17 protein-coding genes and 1 tRNA gene are annotated in these 17,993 nt (G+C 65.3%); 8 read left to right on the forward strand and 10 right to left on the reverse strand.

Annotated elements, in window-relative coordinates; all coding sequences use genetic code 11:
• Positions 1 to 31: 31 nt before the first annotated feature.
• The 7 genes from AC5Y4F_RS02550 to AC5Y4F_RS02580 form a co-directional block, all read right to left on the reverse strand.
• Complete coding sequence (locus AC5Y4F_RS02550; RefSeq protein WP_499994981.1) at positions 32 to 1,150, reverse strand: WD40 repeat domain-containing protein; 1,119 nt, start codon at positions 1,148 to 1,150, stop codon at positions 32 to 34.
• A gap of 388 nt (positions 1,151 to 1,538) precedes the next feature.
• Complete coding sequence (locus tag AC5Y4F_RS02555) at positions 1,539 to 2,321, reverse strand: DUF427 domain-containing protein (RefSeq protein WP_499994983.1); 783 nt, start codon at positions 2,319 to 2,321, stop codon at positions 1,539 to 1,541.
• A gap of 7 nt (positions 2,322 to 2,328) precedes the next feature.
• A complete protein-coding gene (locus AC5Y4F_RS02560; RefSeq protein WP_067934997.1) occupies positions 2,329 to 2,601 on the reverse strand; it encodes a DUF6295 family protein in 273 nt (90 codons plus the stop codon).
• 9 nt (positions 2,602 to 2,610) lie between these two features.
• Positions 2,611 to 3,366 (reverse strand): dienelactone hydrolase family protein, encoded by a 756-nt coding sequence (locus tag AC5Y4F_RS02565; protein WP_067934996.1) that lies wholly within the window; start codon positions 3,364 to 3,366, stop codon positions 2,611 to 2,613.
• Positions 3,367 to 3,470: 104 nt separating this feature from the next.
• Entirely contained in the window at positions 3,471 to 4,277 is an 807-nt protein-coding gene (locus tag AC5Y4F_RS02570) for a hypothetical protein (protein WP_067934994.1), read from the reverse strand.
• A gap of 124 nt (positions 4,278 to 4,401) precedes the next feature.
• Positions 4,402 to 5,643 carry a methyltransferase gene (locus tag AC5Y4F_RS02575; protein ID WP_067934992.1) on the reverse strand — a complete coding sequence of 414 codons (1,242 nt, stop codon included), beginning with the start codon at positions 5,641 to 5,643 and terminating at the stop codon, positions 4,402 to 4,404.
• Positions 5,644 to 5,933: 290 nt separating this feature from the next.
• Positions 5,934 to 6,086, reverse strand: a complete 153-nt coding sequence (locus AC5Y4F_RS02580; RefSeq protein ID WP_197520574.1) for a hypothetical protein — start codon at positions 6,084 to 6,086, stop codon at positions 5,934 to 5,936.
• Positions 6,087 to 6,345: 259 nt separating this feature from the next.
• Here AC5Y4F_RS02580 and AC5Y4F_RS02585 point away from each other — a divergent pair, with 259 nt between their 5' ends.
• On the forward strand, positions 6,346 to 7,533 hold the full coding sequence (locus tag AC5Y4F_RS02585; RefSeq protein ID WP_499994991.1) for a serine/threonine-protein kinase: 1,188 nt from the start codon (positions 6,346 to 6,348) through the stop codon (positions 7,531 to 7,533).
• 314 nt (positions 7,534 to 7,847) lie between these two features.
• On the opposite strand, the gene AC5Y4F_RS02590 is transcribed toward AC5Y4F_RS02585, so the two are convergent.
• Positions 7,848 to 8,072 carry a hypothetical protein gene (locus tag AC5Y4F_RS02590; protein WP_156750067.1) on the reverse strand — a complete coding sequence of 75 codons (225 nt, stop codon included), beginning with the start codon at positions 8,070 to 8,072 and terminating at the stop codon, positions 7,848 to 7,850.
• Positions 8,073 to 8,396: 324 nt separating this feature from the next.
• A complete protein-coding gene (lpqN, locus tag AC5Y4F_RS02595) occupies positions 8,397 to 10,943 on the reverse strand; it encodes an envelope biogenesis lipoprotein LpqN (protein WP_067934989.1) in 2,547 nt (848 codons plus the stop codon).
• A gap of 351 nt (positions 10,944 to 11,294) precedes the next feature.
• Here lpqN and AC5Y4F_RS02600 point away from each other — a divergent pair, with 351 nt between their 5' ends.
• Positions 11,295 to 11,843, forward strand: coding sequence for a hypothetical protein (locus AC5Y4F_RS02600; RefSeq protein ID WP_067940142.1), 549 nt, complete (start codon positions 11,295 to 11,297; stop codon positions 11,841 to 11,843).
• A gap of 168 nt (positions 11,844 to 12,011) precedes the next feature.
• On the opposite strand, the gene AC5Y4F_RS02605 is transcribed toward AC5Y4F_RS02600, so the two are convergent.
• Positions 12,012 to 12,085, reverse strand: a tRNA-Leu gene (locus tag AC5Y4F_RS02605).
• 354 nt (positions 12,086 to 12,439) lie between these two features.
• Between AC5Y4F_RS02605 and AC5Y4F_RS02610 the strand changes: the two genes are divergently transcribed.
• The 6 genes from AC5Y4F_RS02610 to AC5Y4F_RS02635 all read left to right on the forward strand — a co-directional run bounded on the left by AC5Y4F_RS02610 (position 12,440) and on the right by AC5Y4F_RS02635 (position 17,903).
• Positions 12,440 to 13,339: a PPE family protein, SVP subgroup gene (locus AC5Y4F_RS02610; protein ID WP_067940140.1), complete on the forward strand. Its 900-nt coding sequence runs from the start codon at positions 12,440 to 12,442 to the stop codon at positions 13,337 to 13,339.
• A gap of 58 nt (positions 13,340 to 13,397) precedes the next feature.
• On the forward strand, positions 13,398 to 14,570 hold the full coding sequence (locus tag AC5Y4F_RS02615; RefSeq protein WP_067940138.1) for a PPE family protein, SVP subgroup: 1,173 nt from the start codon (positions 13,398 to 13,400) through the stop codon (positions 14,568 to 14,570).
• A gap of 163 nt (positions 14,571 to 14,733) precedes the next feature.
• Positions 14,734 to 15,030, forward strand: coding sequence for a WXG100 family type VII secretion target (locus AC5Y4F_RS02620; protein WP_067929734.1), 297 nt, complete (start codon positions 14,734 to 14,736; stop codon positions 15,028 to 15,030).
• 44 nt (positions 15,031 to 15,074) lie between these two features.
• Positions 15,075 to 15,359: a WXG100 family type VII secretion target gene (locus AC5Y4F_RS02625; RefSeq protein WP_062899478.1), complete on the forward strand. Its 285-nt coding sequence runs from the start codon at positions 15,075 to 15,077 to the stop codon at positions 15,357 to 15,359.
• 238 nt (positions 15,360 to 15,597) lie between these two features.
• Complete coding sequence (locus AC5Y4F_RS02630) at positions 15,598 to 16,371, forward strand: response regulator transcription factor (RefSeq protein ID WP_067940136.1); 774 nt, start codon at positions 15,598 to 15,600, stop codon at positions 16,369 to 16,371.
• Entirely contained in the window at positions 16,368 to 17,903 is a 1,536-nt protein-coding gene (locus AC5Y4F_RS02635; RefSeq protein WP_067940131.1) for a sensor histidine kinase, read from the forward strand. The genes AC5Y4F_RS02630 and AC5Y4F_RS02635 overlap by 4 nt, the downstream gene beginning before the upstream one ends.
• Positions 17,904 to 17,993: the final 90 nt, after the last annotated feature.

The following is a 17,993-nucleotide window of genomic DNA, read 5'->3' on the forward strand; positions in this document are numbered from 1 at the left end:
CCACGATTCACTGGGCGCCCTCCTGCGGCGGCTAGGCCAGGACCGAGTCCCACTCCGGGAGCTCGGGCAGCCAACCGGCGACCGTCGGATCCCGGTCACTCGCGCCGCCGTAGGTCAGCGTTGGTGCCGTCGAGGCGATTTGCGCCGCGGTGAGATCACCGGAGTAGTCGGCGACGTAGAGATGGCGGCCGTCGGGGCTCTCCACCACGCAAGACGGGTGCTTGGATACCTTGACCTCGCCGACCACCTCCTGCTGGTGGGTGCTCAACACCGTGATGCGATCGTCGCTGACCAGGTAGGCCCGCGTGGCGTCGCGACTGAGCGTCATCCGCGTGAGCGGGCCGGTGACCTCCGGGACCTTGTGAGTCCCGACGATCTTGTTGACGCGGGTGTCGACCACGTCGAGCACCGCGCCCGCGACCGGATCGCAACTCGCCACGTACGCCGTGCCGCCGTCGGTGCTCAGCGCCATATCGCGGATGGGCAGGCCGATATCAACGACGCCCACGATGCGCGACCGCCCGCCGACCCGGCGATTATCGGACCGCGTCCGGGCGTCAACGATGACAAGACTGCCGCCGGTCGCGGCATTCATGCCGACGTACAGTCGCCGTCCGTCGGCGCTGATGCGCACGCACGCGGTGGTGGCGCCCGGCGCCGTCGCCAGATCGATGACCTCGAGCTCACCGGTGGTGGTGTCCAGCACCGTCACGTCGGCGCCGCGAACCGCATTCCGGCTCGCGTACAGGTACTTGCCGTCCGGACTCACCGCGAAGTCGCTCACGCTGTTCGCGAGCTGGTGGGTGGCGATGCGCCAATTCGTGACGACGTCGATGACTTCGATGGCGTCGTAGCCCGCGGTCGCGGTGCTGACATAGGCATAGTGGGAGTCCGCACCGCTCATGGCGACCGCGCACGGTTCGGCCAGCCCGGTGACGGTGCTCGAGACACGACACGTGTTCGCGTCGACGACCGAGACCAGGTCGCGGCCGTAATTCGCTACGACCAGCCGGCGGCCGTCCGGGCTGATGTCGATATCGCTGATCGGACCGTTGTGCAGCGGCACCCGCACCACCGAGGTGGTGTCGAGCTCGAACACTCGGCCGTCTCGATCGTCGTGCGCGGCCGTAGGGCCGTTCACATCGTTCACGCTGGCACCGCCTTTGCTGTGGTTGTCGGCTGTAGTCGTCAAGTGGCGAAGCCGCCGATACGTGTGGGACGGTTGGCCTCCGGATAAACCGGCTTTCAGCACCGAAAGGCGCTCACGAGACTGGTTTTCGGTAGTCTACTGGCCGAAAATCGCCCCACCGCAGTTCACAGTGCTCGACGTTAGCTACGTCACTTTGCGCACTCAGGTTCTGCTCAGACTTCCAATCACGCTGTATCGCAGTCGCTTACCCGTAGCGAAAGTAACGCAAACGCCCTTCCGGCGGATTTCGGTTGTGCCGCTAACAGCCCACGTGAGGGCGCTGTCGACACGGAAGTAAGAAATTCTCAGCTTGAGGGGGCGACGAGGGATAGATCACACGGTCCCGAGGCTAGCTGAACTGCGTCTGCGGCCGGGTCAGCCTCACCCCGTCGACGGCGATGTCGAGCTTCTCGTTGTAAAACGCGATGAGACCCGCGATCTGTCCGACCGCCGGGAGCGGATAGTGATAGGTCCACGCCAGGTCCTCGCGCAAGACTTGCGCACCAGGGGGACCCACCCGCACCGACCAATAGCCTGACGTCACTCCCTTGTAGGGACACAACGTCTGTGTCGCGCTGGGTTCCAGGTGTTCAAAGGCGACATCCGTCGGATCGATGTAATACCTTGTCGGCAAACCTGTTTCAAATAGTAATACGGGAGAAGTGGTGTCGGCCAAGGTGATTCCGTCGACTTCGACTCGGACGTGCCGGTGCGAACGCAGGGCGTCGACGCGCGAATAGGGGTTGCGCGGGTGACCATAGATCGGCTCGTCTTCTTCGAACCAGCGCAACGGATTCCACTCGAACCGCACGGTACCGGCCAGCGGGCCGTCGCCGTCCGCGTCGAATACCCGCGCGGCGGCTTCGTGCGTCTGACCGGAACCCACCAGGGAGTACAGCCGTGAGGGGCCGAATTGAACCTTCTGGGAATGGTTTTCGTCGTGCAGGTACTCGGTTCGGACGTCATCGAGCGGAATGTAGTACTGCGGGTAATACGGGACTTCCCACACGTACCTGGCGGCGGTGGTGTCAAAGACCAGCGCATCGCCGAGATAGCCACGCACGCGGCGCGGGGCGGGTTCGATCCTGCCCCGCGCGGCGGCCATCTGCGGGTAGTCGGCTTCGGCGGTCATCGCTGCCCTACTGATCCTTGGAGGCCAGTCCGGCCGGTGCGTGGCCGATGGCCCTGCGGATGGCGTCGGCCAGGGCGAGCGCGCTCTCCTCGGTCAATTCCAGGGCCACCCGCGCCGACGGTCCGAGCTGCGGATTGATCACGTCGATGTTGACGGTGTGGCCGTAGGGCGCATGGACGGGATGATCCACATACACCGTCGCGCGGTTGGCGCCAAACCATCCCGTCGCGCCCTTGCCGCTGCCGTCGATCTGGACATGTTCGGTGAGATAGGTGCACATGGGCGGTGCCTAACCCTTCAGGTAGGTGGCGAAGAATTCGTCGATGCGCTGCCAGCCGTCGACCGCGGCCTCCGGTCGGTACGCCGGCCGGTCGACCGAGAAGAAGGAATGACCCGCGCCTTCGTAGGAGTGGAACTCGTGCGGCTTGTTCAGCTTGTTGAGCTCGGTGTCCAGGGTGGCCACCGCGGCGGGGGCCGGAAACCGGTCGTCGAGCCCGAACAGGCCCAGCAGCGGACAGCTGAGATGAGGGGCGAGGTCGAGGATCGGCTTCATGGCCTTGGGCATGCCCTCGGGGGGATCCTCGACGATGAAGGCGCCGTAACAGTCGACGGCCGCATCGAACGCCAGCGAGCAGGCCGCCAGGAAGGCGTGCCGTCCGCCCGAGCAGTGTCCGATGACACCGAACTTGCCGTTGGCGCCGGACGACGTGCGCAGGTGTTCGATCGCGCCCGCGACATCGCCCACTAATCGTTCGTCGGGCACCCCGCCCGCGGCCCGCGCCGCGGCGGCCGCGTCATCGGGCGCGGCACCCGGGGCCTCCCGTGAATACAGGTTCGGCGCCACGGCGTTGTAGCCGCTGACGGCGAGCCGGCGGACGAACTCCTTGGTTTCCCGGTCGTAGCCGGGCATGTGGTGGATCCACACCACGCCACCCCGGGAGCCCTGCGCGAGCGGCACGGCTTGGTATGCCTCGATGTCGTCGCCGCCGTGGCCGGTGATGGTGATGGTTTCTGCGCGGATGGCGTCCGCGCCGGGTCCGTTCATCACGACTCCTTGTCTCCGCTCCCGTGCCCCACCCGGATGCGGCGCGCTGCCGCAGGTCCGTGGGCGCTCCGCCGAGAACCAACGTAGCCCAACCGCCGTGCGGTTCAGCGCCGCTTTTCGCGCACCTTGTAGGTCGAGGGCCACGACTTTCGCGACTCGTCGCCGGTCAATGGGGTTCCCATCCCGCCGACCTTGACTGCATAGGCCTCCTTGCCCGGGCCTACCTCACGATTGGCGTGTTCCTGAGCCAGGAAGTAGAGCTCATCGATGGTGGCTTCGTCGTAGGCAACGAACGAGGTTTCCCGCGCGACGTCGTCGATCCCGACCAACATCCGGTCGGGCAGCAATCGGGAAGTCACCGCCGCCAGTCCCAGCAGCCCAAAGGGAATGATCCAGTAGCAGAGAAACAACAGCGGGGTCTTGGTGTCCAGCATCAAGGCGGCGGTGGTCCCGGACGGGCCGGCGGGGCCTTCCACGATCGAGGGGATCACCGACGACACCGTCATCCCGGCGAACGTCGCGACCCACAGCCAACTGAGCATCTTGACGATCCGGCCGAACAACTCGGTTTTGACGACGTCGGGGGCTTGTTCGGTTGCGGCGAACTCGGCCACGAAGGGCTTGCCGACCAGCACCCCGGTCAGCGTCACCAGGAAGATCCCGGCGTTGCTCAGCGGCAGGATCCACCGCTCCAGGAACGAATCGCTGAGCGTAAAGGCCAGGACGGCGAGAATCAAAAGCACTGCCACGGAAGCGAAATCAAAGAACTGCCACTTCCTGCCCAGCACGCCGCCCACGCCTAGGCTGGCGGCGGCGATCGCCAGCGCGACCAGCACGGCCGCGGCGAACGGGACGTTACCGACGAGTACCCAATACACGATCCACGGCGCGAGGCCGAACAGCATGCCCATGCTGGGTCAGTGTATGAGTGGCGGTCTGCGGCGCCGTCGGCGCCTGGCCCAAAGTATTGGTCCGCGGCCGAACACGGCGGTAGGCGGCGGCGCGCATGAGTGTCAAAGATGTTGTGGCGCAGCGCTATCGGGCGTGGCTTTGCCGCGGGGGCGTCGTGTTCAGCGCCATCGCCACGAAGTCGAGACGCCACAGCGAGCGGAACAGGGTCACCCCGAATTGCCGCACGCGCTCCCCGTCGTCGGGGCTGAGATCGTCGCGCCGCACCACGCAGTCGACGATCTCTGCGATCGTGCGACGACCGTCGATGTGCTGGACGAAGGGCAGCTGCGCCGGGTTGAGCTTCAGCGTCGCCCCGGGCAAGTGGATTGTGTCGCCGGACAACAGGCAGGCGGCGCGCAGTAGCGGGACATAGTCAAGGCAAGCCGCCCCCGAGAAGTCGATCGCATAATCCTGTTTCGGGCGTTCGGGGCGGCAGGCGACGAAGAAGTGGGTGGCGTTCGCCGGCTGCAGCCGCTCCATCACCGACCACAGTTTGGTGGCGGGCAGCTGGTTGACGAGGGTCTGGAACTCGCTCGCCGGCGCGACGAAGTCGTGCGGGTAATACGGCGCGTTGCGCACCCAGCCCTGGAAAGCCAGTCCGGCCGCATTGACCAAGTCCAAGCATTCGTCGACGGTGTAGCTGCGTTGGCGCGCATGCAAGAAGGTGTCCACGAGCGCGCCCTCGGACATCAGGTCATTCGCAGCCTGCAGGTAGGAGCGGACCGGGTGGTCGGCCGGTAGCGCCGCGATCGCCTGGACGACCAGTTGCACCGACGCCGGGTCCTGCGATAGCCCGAGGTCGCGAAACGCCGATTCGAGCATGTCGACGCCGATCCGGCCGTACTTCGCATAGAGCATGACACCCAGTGCCCCGTCCGGGCGCAGGCATTGGCCGAGCGCCGTCAAGCCGGCCAGCGGGTCGGCCATGTGGTGCAGGACCCCGCTGGAAACGATGAGGTCGAAGTCGCGCGAGAGCGCCGACACCCCTTCGATCGGAAGCAGATGCAGTTCCAGGTTGGCCAGGCGGTGCTTGTCTTTGAGCTGTTGATGGTGATCGAGCGCGGACCGGCTGACGTCGATCGCGATGACTTTGGCGCCGCGGTTCATGTAGGCCAGAACCGCGGCTTGGAAGGTGCCGCATCCCGCGACCAGGATGTCCAGGTCTGGTCGGTATTCCCGGTTGGGCCACAAGATCCGGTGGGCCCAGTAAGGGTCGAACCAATCCCAGTGGTTCGTCGTCCACGCCGCGAGATCGGTTACCGGGGGCGGATATTCCCATCGATCGTATTGACGGGAGACACCGTCGCCGCGCGGATCTTCAGTCACTCGCTTGCTCCTTCGCGGTGGCAGATCGCGCAACGGTACGACGAACTTACTGCGCCTGCCACACTTGGGGCATGCAAGCCGTCCCGGTACGTTCCGATCTGCCAGTCCCGAAAGACAAGGTTGAGCGGCCGGACCTATCGGCCTTGGCCGCGTTCTTCGTCCTCGCCACGCACCGGCCGCCATCGCCGACCCTGCGGCGACGATTTTTCCTGCGCGCGATGACGCAGCGGTACTCGGTTGGGCCAGCGGGTGCCGCCCCGCCGGCAGCCCAGACGCGATCCGGCGATGAGTTACTGGTTGTCGGCTTCTTCTTGGGCGTAGTGAATCATTCGCTCGCTCAGTCGGACCAACGGGTCTTCGTGCCCGCCGGGCATGCTGTAGGCCAATTGACGCAACTCAATGGCGAATCCGTACAGATCTTGGCTTAGCGACGCAACATTCATCAGGCGACTTCCCACATATGTGATGTATGTATTGGATCCGTAAGCGCCCAAGGGTTCTTCCCGACCAGACCGCCACGGGCATGCGCTTGCGCGCTCCGCATACCCCAATTCCCGTGCACCGCAAACCGCCGCGCGGAGCAAACCTGGGCGTAGGTGCACTCGCCGTACCTGCGTGGGCCACGTGAGCGTTTTGAGCCGTTGCTGTTCGGGTAACCACGGCACGATTGTGACCGCAGTGGCACGAAGTTTGGCAGGGCGAATGGAGACCCGCGTGTTGCTCGCCGGGCGCTACGAGGTGCGCGGCAGGCTGGGTCGTGGTGGCATGGCCGAGGTTTGTGATGGTTGGGACACCCGACTGCGCCGACAGGTCGCGATCAAGCTGCTGCATCCGGCGGTGAGCGCCCAGAGCGGCATGCGCAACCGATTTGAGGCGGAAGCACACGCGGCCGCGGCACTCAACCACCCGAATATCGTTGCGGTCTACGACAGTGGCGAGCACGACGGCAGGCCGTTCATCGTGATGGAGCGGCTGCCCGGCGAGACCCTGGCCGACGAGGTGCGCCGGGGTCCGCTGTCGCAGGAGCGGGTGCACGCCATGCTCGATGACGTCTTGGCAGCGCTGATGGCGGCACATCGCGCCGCCATCCTGCATCGCGATATCAAGCCCGGGAACATCCTGCTTGCCCCGGGGGGCGAAACCATGAAGGTTGCGGACTTCGGGATCGCCAAGACTCCGGACGCCACCAACACGCTGACCGGCCACATTTTGGGAACCATTGCTTATCTGAGCCCCGAGCGCCTCGCCGGCGCACCTGCCTGTGTCGCTGATGATCTTTATGCGGTCGGGGTCGTGGGCTATGAAGCACTTGCCGGGCATCGCCCGTTCCCACAGGAAAACATGGCGGCGCTCGCCGGTGCCATTCTGCACGGACGGCCGCCGCAGCTGGCCGGGCTGCGGCCCGACGTCGATTCCGCCCTGGTCATGCTCATCGAACGCGCGATGGCGCACGACCCGCGCCAGCGGTTCGGCAGTGCAGAGGATATGCGCGCCGGGCTGCACCACCGTCGTACGGCGGCCGCAGCCATGCCGGGCGTCGCGCCGCCGCCCTATCCGGCCACCAAGTTGCTGGAAGCGCCGGTCGCCGGCTCGCCCACGGATATTTCGTTCCCGGCGCGGGTCTCTTCGACGACCAGCCGCAGGAGAAAGGTGCTGGGCATCCTGGCGGTCTTGGCGGTCCTGATCCTCGTGCCGCTGGCCCTCGCGCTCGATGCGTCGTCCTCGCACGCACCCGGGGAACCCGCGACCACCACCAGCACGCCGGCGCCGGTCCCTGTTAATAGCGCCGCGCCACCCCCGTCCCCGCCCCCGCAACAGCCCCCGGTCCCCGCATTGCACGGGCCCGGCAAAGGACACGGTAAGGGAAATGGCGGCGGCAAGGGAGACTAGACCGACCGTCCTGAGCCGTGCGGCGTGGGCGTTCCGCACCCCGTGCACCTGCCGTTCGGATCACTGTCCGCGATCCGCATCAGCCCAGTAGCGAAGACATCACTCACCAAACGTTGTCCGTACTGGTGGACAAACCGTTGTCACACGTCACGGTGTCGTGGAAGGTCGAGCCTGTCGCGGGTCCGCGATACTTGATCTTTGTCTCCTGCGAGCCGGTTACGGTGAAATCAACTGAGTCGTTCCAGTGGATTGCTTTGGCGGTACCCGCCACCGCAACGGATCTGTACACGCAAGCCACCGCACGCTCGGCTGCGTTATTGGTAATCGACACAAAGGCCGCCGCCGCCGCGTGGTCCTGCCGTAGCTTCAGCACCGGAGGTGCAGGCGGCGGCGGCACCGCTGCCGGGGGTGCCGTCCTGTGGGGTGCCACCACTTGGGGCGCCGCCGCTGGGGGTGCCGGCGGGGGAGGCGCCGCTGGGGGTGCCGTCGGATCCGGCGTCCACCACCCGGTCGCAATGAGCGAGAGTCTCGACGGCCACGGTGCGCTCGTCCCCCCTGTGCCGCCAGGTGCGGTTGCCGGCTCGCCCGCCACCAATATTCCAGCAGCAGCGCTTAACGCAGTAGCCGCAATGAGAAGGCCGGGGCGTCGGTATCGGGGCCGGGGTGTTGTTTGATCGTGGCGGGAGTAGCTGGTAAACACCCTCATCGCGCACGCTTTCCTCGGCCCGAAGCCCCTGGCGGGGTTGACCAAAAGCATACGAGCCGCCCGCAGTCACGAGGATGCATTGGTCAAACGGGGGCGCAGTAATCCGGTGTCATGGCTGGGGCTCGGGTCAACGGGACACGGGGAATTCTTCCGCGTTTCACGTGATCGTGGTCTGGTCGTCGATCACGCCGGTCGCGTCATTCAACGCGGTGGCGTCGGCCTGCGGACCCTCGGCTTTGAGCTGCAGTACATAGGCCGCACCGTTGCTCTGGATGACCACCGTTTTCTGGGCAACCATTCGCGTGACTCCGTTCTTGGTGTAAGAGCCGGCAATTTGGCACGCGGGATGGCCAGCCAGAGTGCTCTTTCGACCGTCGCCCCCGTTATAGCCTGGCAAGTTCTTGACCTCACCGGGCGCGATGGCCAGCAGTTTGTCCGCATCGACATAGCCCGTCAACTTCGCGACCATCGCGATGATCTTGGGCGGGTCCTTGGGATCGGTCGGCGTGTTGAAGACGATCCCGCCGTACGGGGCCTCAACGTCTTCGGGAATCCGCGTCCACCCCGCGGGTACTGGGAGGTCGATCTTCGGCGCGCCGGGTGTGCCGTGGGTGACGGTCGTCTCCTGGACGTTGTTTCTCTTGATGTAGTCCCCGATCGTCTCGTTGGGGCCCGACGCCTGCGCGAACACCCGGGGAGCCGAAGTCTTTGCCGGGGAAGTTGATGTCGAGGTCGCTGTCGACCTATTCGACGACTTCGAGCTTTGAATTCCGGCCCAAATGATCAGGCCGCCAACGAGGGCCAGGCCAAAGACCGCGATGGAAACGGCGGCGAGAAAGCGGCGGCGCGTTCGCCAGCGTCTTCGGACGGCCACGAAATCCGGCGGTGTGGCCGTTCTCGCCGACGTGGTGGTAGTCGTCTGAGGTATTGGCCGCGCTGGTGGGGTAGCTCGTTGGGCAACTCGAGTGACTTCTGCTGTGTCGCGCAATTTCTGCTCCGCCGTCTCGAGGAGCGCGGCGGCGGCACGGTAGCCCTGCTGCTCCTGCTCGATCGCGGCTAACAGTCCGGCGGCTTGTTGCCACTGTTCGTGATCTAGGTGGTCGAGTGCCTGGGCATACCGGTCGGCGAGTTCGGCTTCGCGGATCTTGGCCCGCGCATCGGAGACGATGCCGCCCGGGTCGCAGTCGTCCGCGTCGATTCGAGCGAGCTCCCGCGCCGCGGCAACGACGGCATCCCACTGCCCCGCCTGATGCAGCGCCGTCATCTCCTCCACCAGTGCTTTGTGTTGCTGGGGAGTGGTTAGATTTCCCAACGCTGTCAGCACGATGTCCCAGTCGTCCCGAGCGGCGGAAGGTTCGGCCCATTGGGGATGTTTCAACAGGTTTCCACGCCGCCCGGCAGGTGCCCCTGGCGGAGTCGAATGCTGCTCATGAACGTCGATCGCCGCCCCGTGCGCACTGCCCGGTTCTGTGTCCCGGTCGGCCGAGACCGACTGGGCCACCGCGGGACCGCCGCTGTCTTGCACATCACCTAGTGGCGCTTCGGGGGCTTCGTCGATAAGCGGCGCATCACTGAGGAGGTCGGTGGCGTCGGGTGGCTCGGGCACGACCGCGGTAGGCGGCGAGATCCCGACGCTCATGATCGGATGGGTTGGGGCTCTGAGAGAACTCGATGTGGACGGCACGATCATCGGCTGGGTGGCAGCCGCCGTAGGTGCTGCCACGGCCGATCGCGCACGCGAACCCGTCGCCGGAAGATTAAGGGCCTCGGTCACGTCGGCCGGGGCCCCGGATGGAGCCGGGGCCGGCGACGCGCTCATGGGCCGGAGGGCGTCAGCGGGTCCGGCGCTCCCACGCGGGTGAGGTCGGCGGCTGGCTCGGCTCAACGCCTCGGCGAAATCGAGGCAGTGCGGGTATCGCTTATCGGGGTCTTTAGCCAGCGCGACCGACAGCACGCGATCCAGGTTCGCAAGATCAGGACGGCGCTCGGAGAGCACCGGAGCCGGTGTGGTCAGTTGCTTGCTGATCACGACAGCGGGGTTGGAATCCCGAAATGGCATCGTGCCGGTCAATAGGCGAAAAGCCGTGGCCGCCAAGCCGTATTGATCGCTTCGCCCATCGATCGGTTCGCCCAGCAGCTGTTCGGGCGCCGCGTAGCCGACGGAGCCGACCGTCATATTCGCGCCCGTGAAGCCGCTGACCTCATCAGCTTGACGGGCAATACCGAAGTCGGCCAACAGTATCCGCCGGTGGGCCCCCTGCGCTTTTGCCAGCATGATGTTGGCCGGTTTGACGTCGCGGTGCAGAAGGCCGCGCTGATGGGCGACGTCTAGTGCGTCCGCGACAGCGGTGACGATCTCGAGCGCCTCGAGCATCGGCATGCCCGTCGGATAATGCTCCTCGACGAGCCGGTCGGCGTCGGTGCCGTCGACATAATCCATCGAAATCCACAATTGGCCGTTGAATTCACCGCGATCGTGAATACCGACGATGTTCGAATGCCACAAGGTCGAGGCCAACTCGGCCTCGCGGTTGAACCGGTGACGGTACTCCGCGCTGGCCGTCAGCGCGGGCGCCAAGACCTTCAACGCTTCGAGGCGGGGCAGCCGGGGATGCTGAACTAGGTAAACCTCGCCCATTCCACCAGCGCCGAGGAATCGCTGAATAACAAAACCGGCGAAAACCTCACCGTCTTTCAACGGCATGCGCGAAGCCTACTGCCGACCAACGCTTGGTGTTCTTTTTTCGCACGACCGAGAGCGGCGTGCGCTGTGATAGACCGCTATGAGGTAGTAAGCGGATGCCTAACGGGCACGGCGGAAGCGGCTCGCGATTGACGACGTCCGAGAATCTAGGAACCTCGCCCCACAGGTGGCTCGGCGATATTAGAGATATTGCTGGCCAGCAGTGACCCAGCAGCGGCAGGACTCGCGCGCTGGAAGTCAGCAAGCACCTGGTGCCAGCCTCCTGATTTGAGAATTAACGTTCTCGGAAAAGACAAGCAGCGTTTACGCTGAGGCTGCGACAGCAATTCGACGACTCGGAAGGTGACCACGATGGCGCAGGATCGAGAGGCTCTACACCGCAGGATGGCATACGCCAAGTGGGAGGCCTACGCGAAAGCGCCCGAAACCAACCACATCACCTATGGAGATGAGTGGATTTACGCGCCGGACGCAGTGATGATGTGTCCCTTGTTCAACGGAGGCGTTGCGCAACCGATGGCGGACCTCTTTACTGAGGAACTCGCGGCCGCTATGACCAAGTACGCGCCCGACGGCGACATGCTTACTCCCGAGTTTCGTATGTGGTGGAAGCACGTCCCCGACTTCCGGATCGTGACTCCCTTCGACTGCACCGCTGCCGACTGGGGCTTCGCCGTGCGTGACACCTATGCGGGCACACTACCCAACGGCACGGTGCTCGAATTGCATGAGTGGGATTACGTCTGGACCAACCAGGATGGCCACATCAAACGCTGGGACTGGTTCGTCGACTCTCGGGAGTGGTACCCATTTCTCGAGATCATCGGACTTGACCCCAAGGAACTGACCTACCAGGGATATACGCTGAACTTCTTGCAACAAGGCGGGGCGAGTGACTAGTCGCGCTTCGCTTCAGCCATTTCACTAGGACGGCTGACCTCCTGCGTTGCTGGCGACGCCGCCGTCACACCGACCCGCTATCACGCTGCTGTCAGGGCGAGTCCGAAAGCCGTGAGTTGGCCGCTCGAATGGTGGCCGACATGCGCTCTCGCCCACACGTTAATACCGTGCCCCCAGTCGGACTCGAACCGACACTGGGCGGATTTTAAGTCCGCTGCCTCTGCCAATTGGGCTATGGGGGCCCGGCGGCGAATGCTAGCGCGCCGCCGCCGAAACCGAGACATCGCATCCCGCTGGAAATAGCCCGAAATCGCAAGATGCATTCGCGATCAGTGTCGGCTACGATCCGCGCCCGCGCGGCTTAACCACGGGTTTCCGCGCGATGACAGATGACGCCGTTATGTCGTCCGGCAGGACCGTGTTAAAACTGCCGACTCCATCGTTAAAAAGCCGTAAACGGCCGTCAACCTGGCCCTTTCCGCCGGGAACGTGAACGCGTGGGTCGTTAGTGTTACGCCAACGCACAGGGGCCGTTACGCAAACACACAGGTCGACCAACACATGGGGGTCGGCTCGTTCCAACTTTAGGAGCAACCGTGGCTTTTCTGACAACACAAACCGAAGAGATGCTCGCTGCCGAGGGGCTGCTCTCGGGCATCAACGCCAACCTGGCCGCGCAGAACGCGGGCGCCGCGGCGGCGACCACCGTCATCGCTCCCGCCGCCGCTGACCCGGTGTCGATCCAGCAAGCGGCAATCTTCTCGGCGTACGGCACCCAGTACCAAACGATCGCGGCGGAGGCGCAGACCCTTCTGCAAAATTACGCGCAAACCCTCGGCATCAGCTCCGGCAGCTACGGGGACACCGAAGCCATCAACGCAGCCCAGGCCACGCTGTCCAACGCCTCCAACCTTGCCGGCGTTTCGAATGCCGCTGCGACCCCCGGCTCCAACCCCCTAGACATCCTCCAGTGGCTGCTCGGCGGTACCGGCAACTACAGCGCCGGACTCGGTGGGCCGTTCGGCCTGTCCAGCAACTTGGGCAACATCTTCAACATCGGTGGAGGGAACTGGGCGTCCGCTGGCTCCGCCCTGCTCGGCTTGGGCGGCGGCGGTCTGCTTGACACCTCCGTCGCCGACGCCGCCGGTTCGGCCGCCGACGCGGCGGGTCTCGCCGACGCGACGGCGCCGATGGCGCCGATGGCCGGTGGCGGCATGGCTGGCCTGGGCGCACCGATGGCCGCAGCAGGACAGGCAACCATGGTCGGCAAGCTGTCGGTGCCACCGACCTGGGCCGGCTCAGCGACCCCGGTCGTCGGCACGAGCGCGGCGCCGCTGGAGACGGTGGGCTGGACTGCCGCGGCGCCGCAGGCCGGCGCGGGGACGATCATCCCCGGGATGCCCGGAGTGGGCGCGGCCGCGCGCAACAGCGCCGGCTTCGGCGCGCCGCGCTACGGCGTCAAGCCGATCGTCATGCCGAAAGCGGCGACCGTCTGAGCAGCGAGCTCGGTTAACGCGAAGCGAAATTCGAACGGATACAGGGAGCGAGAAGACAATGGTTTTTGATTTTGCCGCCATGCCACCGGAGATAACCTCGACGCTCGTGTACGCCGGTCCGGGCGCGGCACCGCTCATGGCCGCCGCGGCGGCGTACGCCAACCTGGCCGCCGAGGTGAGTTCCACGGCGACGCAGTGGGAGTCGATCATCTCGTTGCTGACCACAGAGAGCTGGACAGGCGGGGGGTCGGCGGCGGCGGCGGCCGCGGCCCAGCCGATCATCACCTACCTGACCGAGACGGCGGCGACGCTCGAGCAGGCGAGCGCACAGGCCACGGCGTCGGCCGCCGCCTTCGAGGCGGCGTACATGGGCGTGGTGAACCCGGCGCTGGTCTATGCCAACAGAGCCGCGTTTTATGCTGCCCTCGCCGGGCTGCCCTTCACGCTTCCGCAAGTGGCTGCGTTGGAAGCCGAGTACGAAGCGATGTGGGTCCAAGACGCCACCGCGATGGGCGCGTACCAAGCCGCCTCCGCGGCGGCCGGGGTCCTTACACCCGTCACGCCACTGACCTCGACCACCAATCCGGCGGCCGCTTCGGCGGCGGATAGCACCGCCCTTGCCGCTGACTCGACGGGCGGCACGCTGCAGGCGTTGGCCGCCAGTCCCCTCTCGGACGCATTGAGCATCCCCGGCTACACGACCCCGGATATTCCGGCCACCGGGGCGAACCTTTTGCAGTCGTTTGACGGCTTGCTCGGCACGCCGTCCGTCTTCAACGCCATCAACGGCGCGGTCAACACGAGTGCATGGTGGGTTTGCACCGCCATCCCGACGGCCGTATCACTCGGGCACACCCTGGGGACCGTGCCGGCGATCCCCTTCGCCCTCACCGACTCCGTTGCACCCGCCGCGGGTGCGGCCGCGATTACGCCGGGCACGATGGTGGGCTCGGTGTCGGGCGCGGGGGCCTCGGCGGCCGTCGGCGAGGCCTCCGCGGTCGGCGGACTGTCGGTTCCGGCCAGCTGGAGTGCGGCCGCGCCGGCGTCGGCGGCTTCCTCCACCGCTCCCCTCGCAGGCTCGGGGTGGACGGCGGCGGCCGAGGCGGAGTCGGTCAGCGCGATGCCCGGCATGCCCGGAATGGCGGCGGCGGCAAAGGGCGCTGGCGCCTACGGCACCGGACCGCGATACGGCTTCAAGCCGATCGTCATGCCCAAACAGGTCGTCGTCTAAAGAGAAGACCGCTGATATGGCAAGAAGGGGGTAGATGTCACCGGTTTGAGGCGAAGCATTTAACCGGGGCGCCGTAATCTATTTACAACGCGGCCACCACGGCATTAAGTACAACTGGTAAAGACTTCCGCGAACTGAAGCTTCACGATAGGAGACAGCCGACATGGCAACACGTTTTATGACCGACCCGCACGAGATGCGGGCGATGGCGGGCCGTTTCGAGGTGCACGCCCAGACCGTCGAGGACGAGGCTCGCAAGATGTGGGCGTCCTCGATGAACATCGCCGGCGCGGGCTGGAGCGGTCAGGCGCAGGCCACCTCGTACGACACCATGGGTCAGGTCAACCAGGCCTTCCGCAACATCGTCAACATGCTCCACGGAGTGCGCGATGGGCTGATTCGCGACGCGAACAACTACGAGCAGCAAGAGCAGGCCTCGCAGCAAATCCTCGGCAGCTAACAGCCGAACCGGCTGTGGCCCAACAGTTTTAAGGAGATACGCAAATGAGCATCAATTACCAGTTCGGCGACGTAGACGCCCACGGTGCCTTGATCCGCGCCCAGGCCGCGTCCTTGGAGGCTGAGCACCAGGCCATCATTCGTGATGTGCTTGCTGCCGGCGACTTCTGGGGCGGTGCGGGTTCGGTGGCATGCCAGGAGTTCATCACCCAGTTGGGTCGTAACTTTCAGGTCATCTACGAGCAGGCCAACGCGCACGGACAGAAGGTCCAGTCCGCGGGCAGCAACATGGCCAGCACCGACAGCGCCGTTGGGTCCTCCTGGGCCTAAAACGTCTTGAGACGGGGCCGCACACCATTCGATGTGCGGCCCCGTTTTCACCTGAAACTTAGTTTCGCGCTGTGTTCGGCGACGCCGACCACTGCCCGGCCGCCACAGCAACGACTCTGCATCCCAGCATTTTTGGCACGCCGTTTTCAGTTCGAGCGGACCCCACGGCATAAACTACATTTGAGAATTCTATGAACTCCGTGACAGTCGGGTGTGTGGCTTGCCAGAATGTAGGAACATGACCGCAATGTCGGGGTACTCAAGCACGCAGCGTCCACGCCAAGCCATCCTGGGCCAGCTGCCCAGGATCCACCGTCCCGACGGGTCACCCATCCGGGTTTTGCTGGTCGACGACGAGCCGGCGTTGACCAACCTGGTAAAAATGGCGCTGCATTACGAGGGTTGGGTCGTCGACATCGCCCACAACGGGCGCGAGGCCATGGCCAAGTTCGACCGGGTCAGTCCCGACGTCCTCGTCCTCGACATCATGCTTCCCGATGTGGACGGGTTGCGAATCCTGGAACGCGTCCGGCAATCCGACGCTTACACCCCCACGCTCTTCCTCACCGCGCGCGACTCGGTGATGGACCGGGTCACCGGTCTGACCGCGGGCGCCGACGATTACATGACCAAGCCGTTCAGCCTCGAAGAACTGGTCGCCCGGCTGCGCGGCTTGCTGCGCCGCTCCGGCCAGCAACCCGCGCCGACCTCCGAGACGCTCAAAGTCGGCGACCTCAAGGTCGACAGCGCCAGCCGGGAAGTCACCCGTGACGGCGATCCGATATCGCTGTCCTCTACCGAATTCGAATTGTTGCGCTTCCTCATGCGCAATCCCCGCCGCGCCCTGAGCCGCACCGAGATCCTGGACCGTGTCTGGAATTACGACTTCGCCGGCCGCACCAGCATCGTCGATCTCTACATCTCGTACTTGAGGAAGAAGATCGACTCCGGGCGGGAACCGATGATTCATACCGTCCGCGGTGTGGGGTACATGCTGCGGCCGGCGGAATGACCCCAGACCCGGACAGCACATCCGGGAATTTCCCCCGGTGGTTCCCCCATTCGCTACGGCGCCAACTGCTCTTAGGCGTGCTGGCCGTGGTCAGCGTTGTGCTGGTGACCGTCGGCATCGTCTCGGTGCTGAGCTTGCGCGGCTACGTCAACATCATGAGCGATGCCGCCGTCGCACAGTCCCTGGACGCGTTGAGCCACCAGTACACCAAATACCGGAAGGGCGAACATGTTTCGCCGCATCCCGGCACCCCGCCCATCGAACAGGCGATGCTGGAGTTCACCGGGCAGACGCCGGGAAACCTGATCGCCGTGCTGCACAACGGCACCGTGATCGGGTCGGCGGTCTTCTCCGAGGACGAACCGAAACCCGCGCCACCCGACGTCGTCCGCGACCTTCAATCGCAATCGTGGCGTGACGGTTCGCCACGCACCGAATCACTCGGCAAGCTGGGGCCTTACCGTATCGACAGCACCGTCGACGGCTCCGACGTCCTCGTGGTCGGGGTGTCGCAGAAACTCGCCGACCGCATCATCGCCCGTAAGCAGCTCACCACCATCGCGCTCACCGCGGCGGCATTGCTGCTCACCGCCGGGCTCACGGTGTGGGTGGTCGGCTACACGCTTCGTCCGCTGCGCCGGCTCGCGGCCATCGCCGCCGGTGTCGCGGCCATGCCGCTAACCGGCGACGACCACCGGATCAGCGTCCGGGTACCACCGCAGGACACCAATCCGCAAAACGAGGTGGGGATCGTCGGCCACACGTTGAACCGCTTGCTGGACAACGTCGATGGCGCGCTGGCGCACCGGGTTGACTCGGACATGCGGATGCGCCAATTCATCACCGATGCCAGCCATGAGTTGCGCACACCGCTGGCCGCCATTCAGGGCTACGCCGAACTCACCCGTCAGGACAGTTCGGCGCTGCCGCCGACCACCGAATATGCACTCGCCAGAATCGAGTCCGAAGCCCGGCGGATGGCGTTGCTCGTCGACGAGTTGCTGCTGCTTTCCCGTCTGGGTGAAGGTCAAGACCTGCAGTCCGAGGACGTCGACCTGGCCGAGGTGGTCAGCAATGCCGTCAACGACGCGACGGTGGCGGCCTCGACGCACCGCTGGGTCAAAGAGCTGCCCAGTGAGCCCGTATGGGTGCGCGGCGATCACGCCCGGCTACATCAGCTGGTCAGCAATCTGCTCAGCAATGCCCACGTGCACACCCCGCCGGGGGTTACGGTGACGACCGAAATCACCTGCCGCCACACCGGTCCCGAGGCGCCGTGCGCGGAATTGACCGTCACCGACGACGGCCCGGGGATCGACCCGGAGCTGCTCCCGAAGTTGTTCGAGCGGTTCGTCCGGGCCGACAAGTCCAGATCCAACGGCACCGGCAATGGCCTGGGACTAGCCATCGTCAGTTCGATCGTTAAGGCTCACCATGGTTCGGTCACTGCCGAATCCGACGAGAGCAGCACGGTTTTCCGGGTGCGGCTGCCATTGATCAGTAGTTCCGTCGCCGACGAACCATCACACTAGCGCGCCGGCACCCATGTGTGGGCCGCTGCGGGTCATTGAGCCGCTGCAATCTCCTGACCCGGCCGTGAGACGCGGCCGACTCGGCTCTCG

This window comes from Mycobacterium sp. NGS56 (assembly GCF_059812425.1).

Excerpts from the sequence above, each read along its gene's own strand:
- AC5Y4F_RS02555 (WP_499994983.1), bottom strand. The coding sequence starts at position 2,321 with ATGACCGCCGAAGCCGACTACCCGCAGATGGCCGCCGCGCGGGGCAGG.
- AC5Y4F_RS02560 (WP_067934997.1), bottom strand. The coding sequence starts at position 2,601 with ATGTGCACCTATCTCACCGAACATGTCCAGATCGACGGCAGCGGCAAG.
- AC5Y4F_RS02565 (WP_067934996.1), bottom strand. The coding sequence starts at position 3,366 with ATGAACGGACCCGGCGCGGACGCCATCCGCGCAGAAACCATCACCATC.
- AC5Y4F_RS02570 (WP_067934994.1), bottom strand. The coding sequence starts at position 4,277 with ATGGGCATGCTGTTCGGCCTCGCGCCGTGGATCGTGTATTGGGTACTC.
- AC5Y4F_RS02580 (WP_197520574.1), bottom strand. The coding sequence starts at position 6,086 with ATGAATGTTGCGTCGCTAAGCCAAGATCTGTACGGATTCGCCATTGAG.
- AC5Y4F_RS02585 (WP_499994991.1), top strand. The coding sequence starts at position 6,346 with ATGGAGACCCGCGTGTTGCTCGCCGGGCGCTACGAGGTGCGCGGCAGG.
- lpqN (WP_067934989.1), bottom strand. The coding sequence starts at position 10,943 with ATGCCGTTGAAAGACGGTGAGGTTTTCGCCGGTTTTGTTATTCAGCGA.
- AC5Y4F_RS02600 (WP_067940142.1), top strand. The coding sequence starts at position 11,295 with ATGGCGCAGGATCGAGAGGCTCTACACCGCAGGATGGCATACGCCAAG.
- AC5Y4F_RS02615 (WP_067940138.1), top strand. The coding sequence starts at position 13,398 with ATGGTTTTTGATTTTGCCGCCATGCCACCGGAGATAACCTCGACGCTC.
- AC5Y4F_RS02620 (WP_067929734.1), top strand. The coding sequence starts at position 14,734 with ATGGCAACACGTTTTATGACCGACCCGCACGAGATGCGGGCGATGGCG.
- AC5Y4F_RS02625 (WP_062899478.1), top strand. The coding sequence starts at position 15,075 with ATGAGCATCAATTACCAGTTCGGCGACGTAGACGCCCACGGTGCCTTG.
- AC5Y4F_RS02630 (WP_067940136.1), top strand. The coding sequence starts at position 15,598 with ATGACCGCAATGTCGGGGTACTCAAGCACGCAGCGTCCACGCCAAGCC.
- AC5Y4F_RS02635 (WP_067940131.1), top strand. The coding sequence starts at position 16,368 with ATGACCCCAGACCCGGACAGCACATCCGGGAATTTCCCCCGGTGGTTC.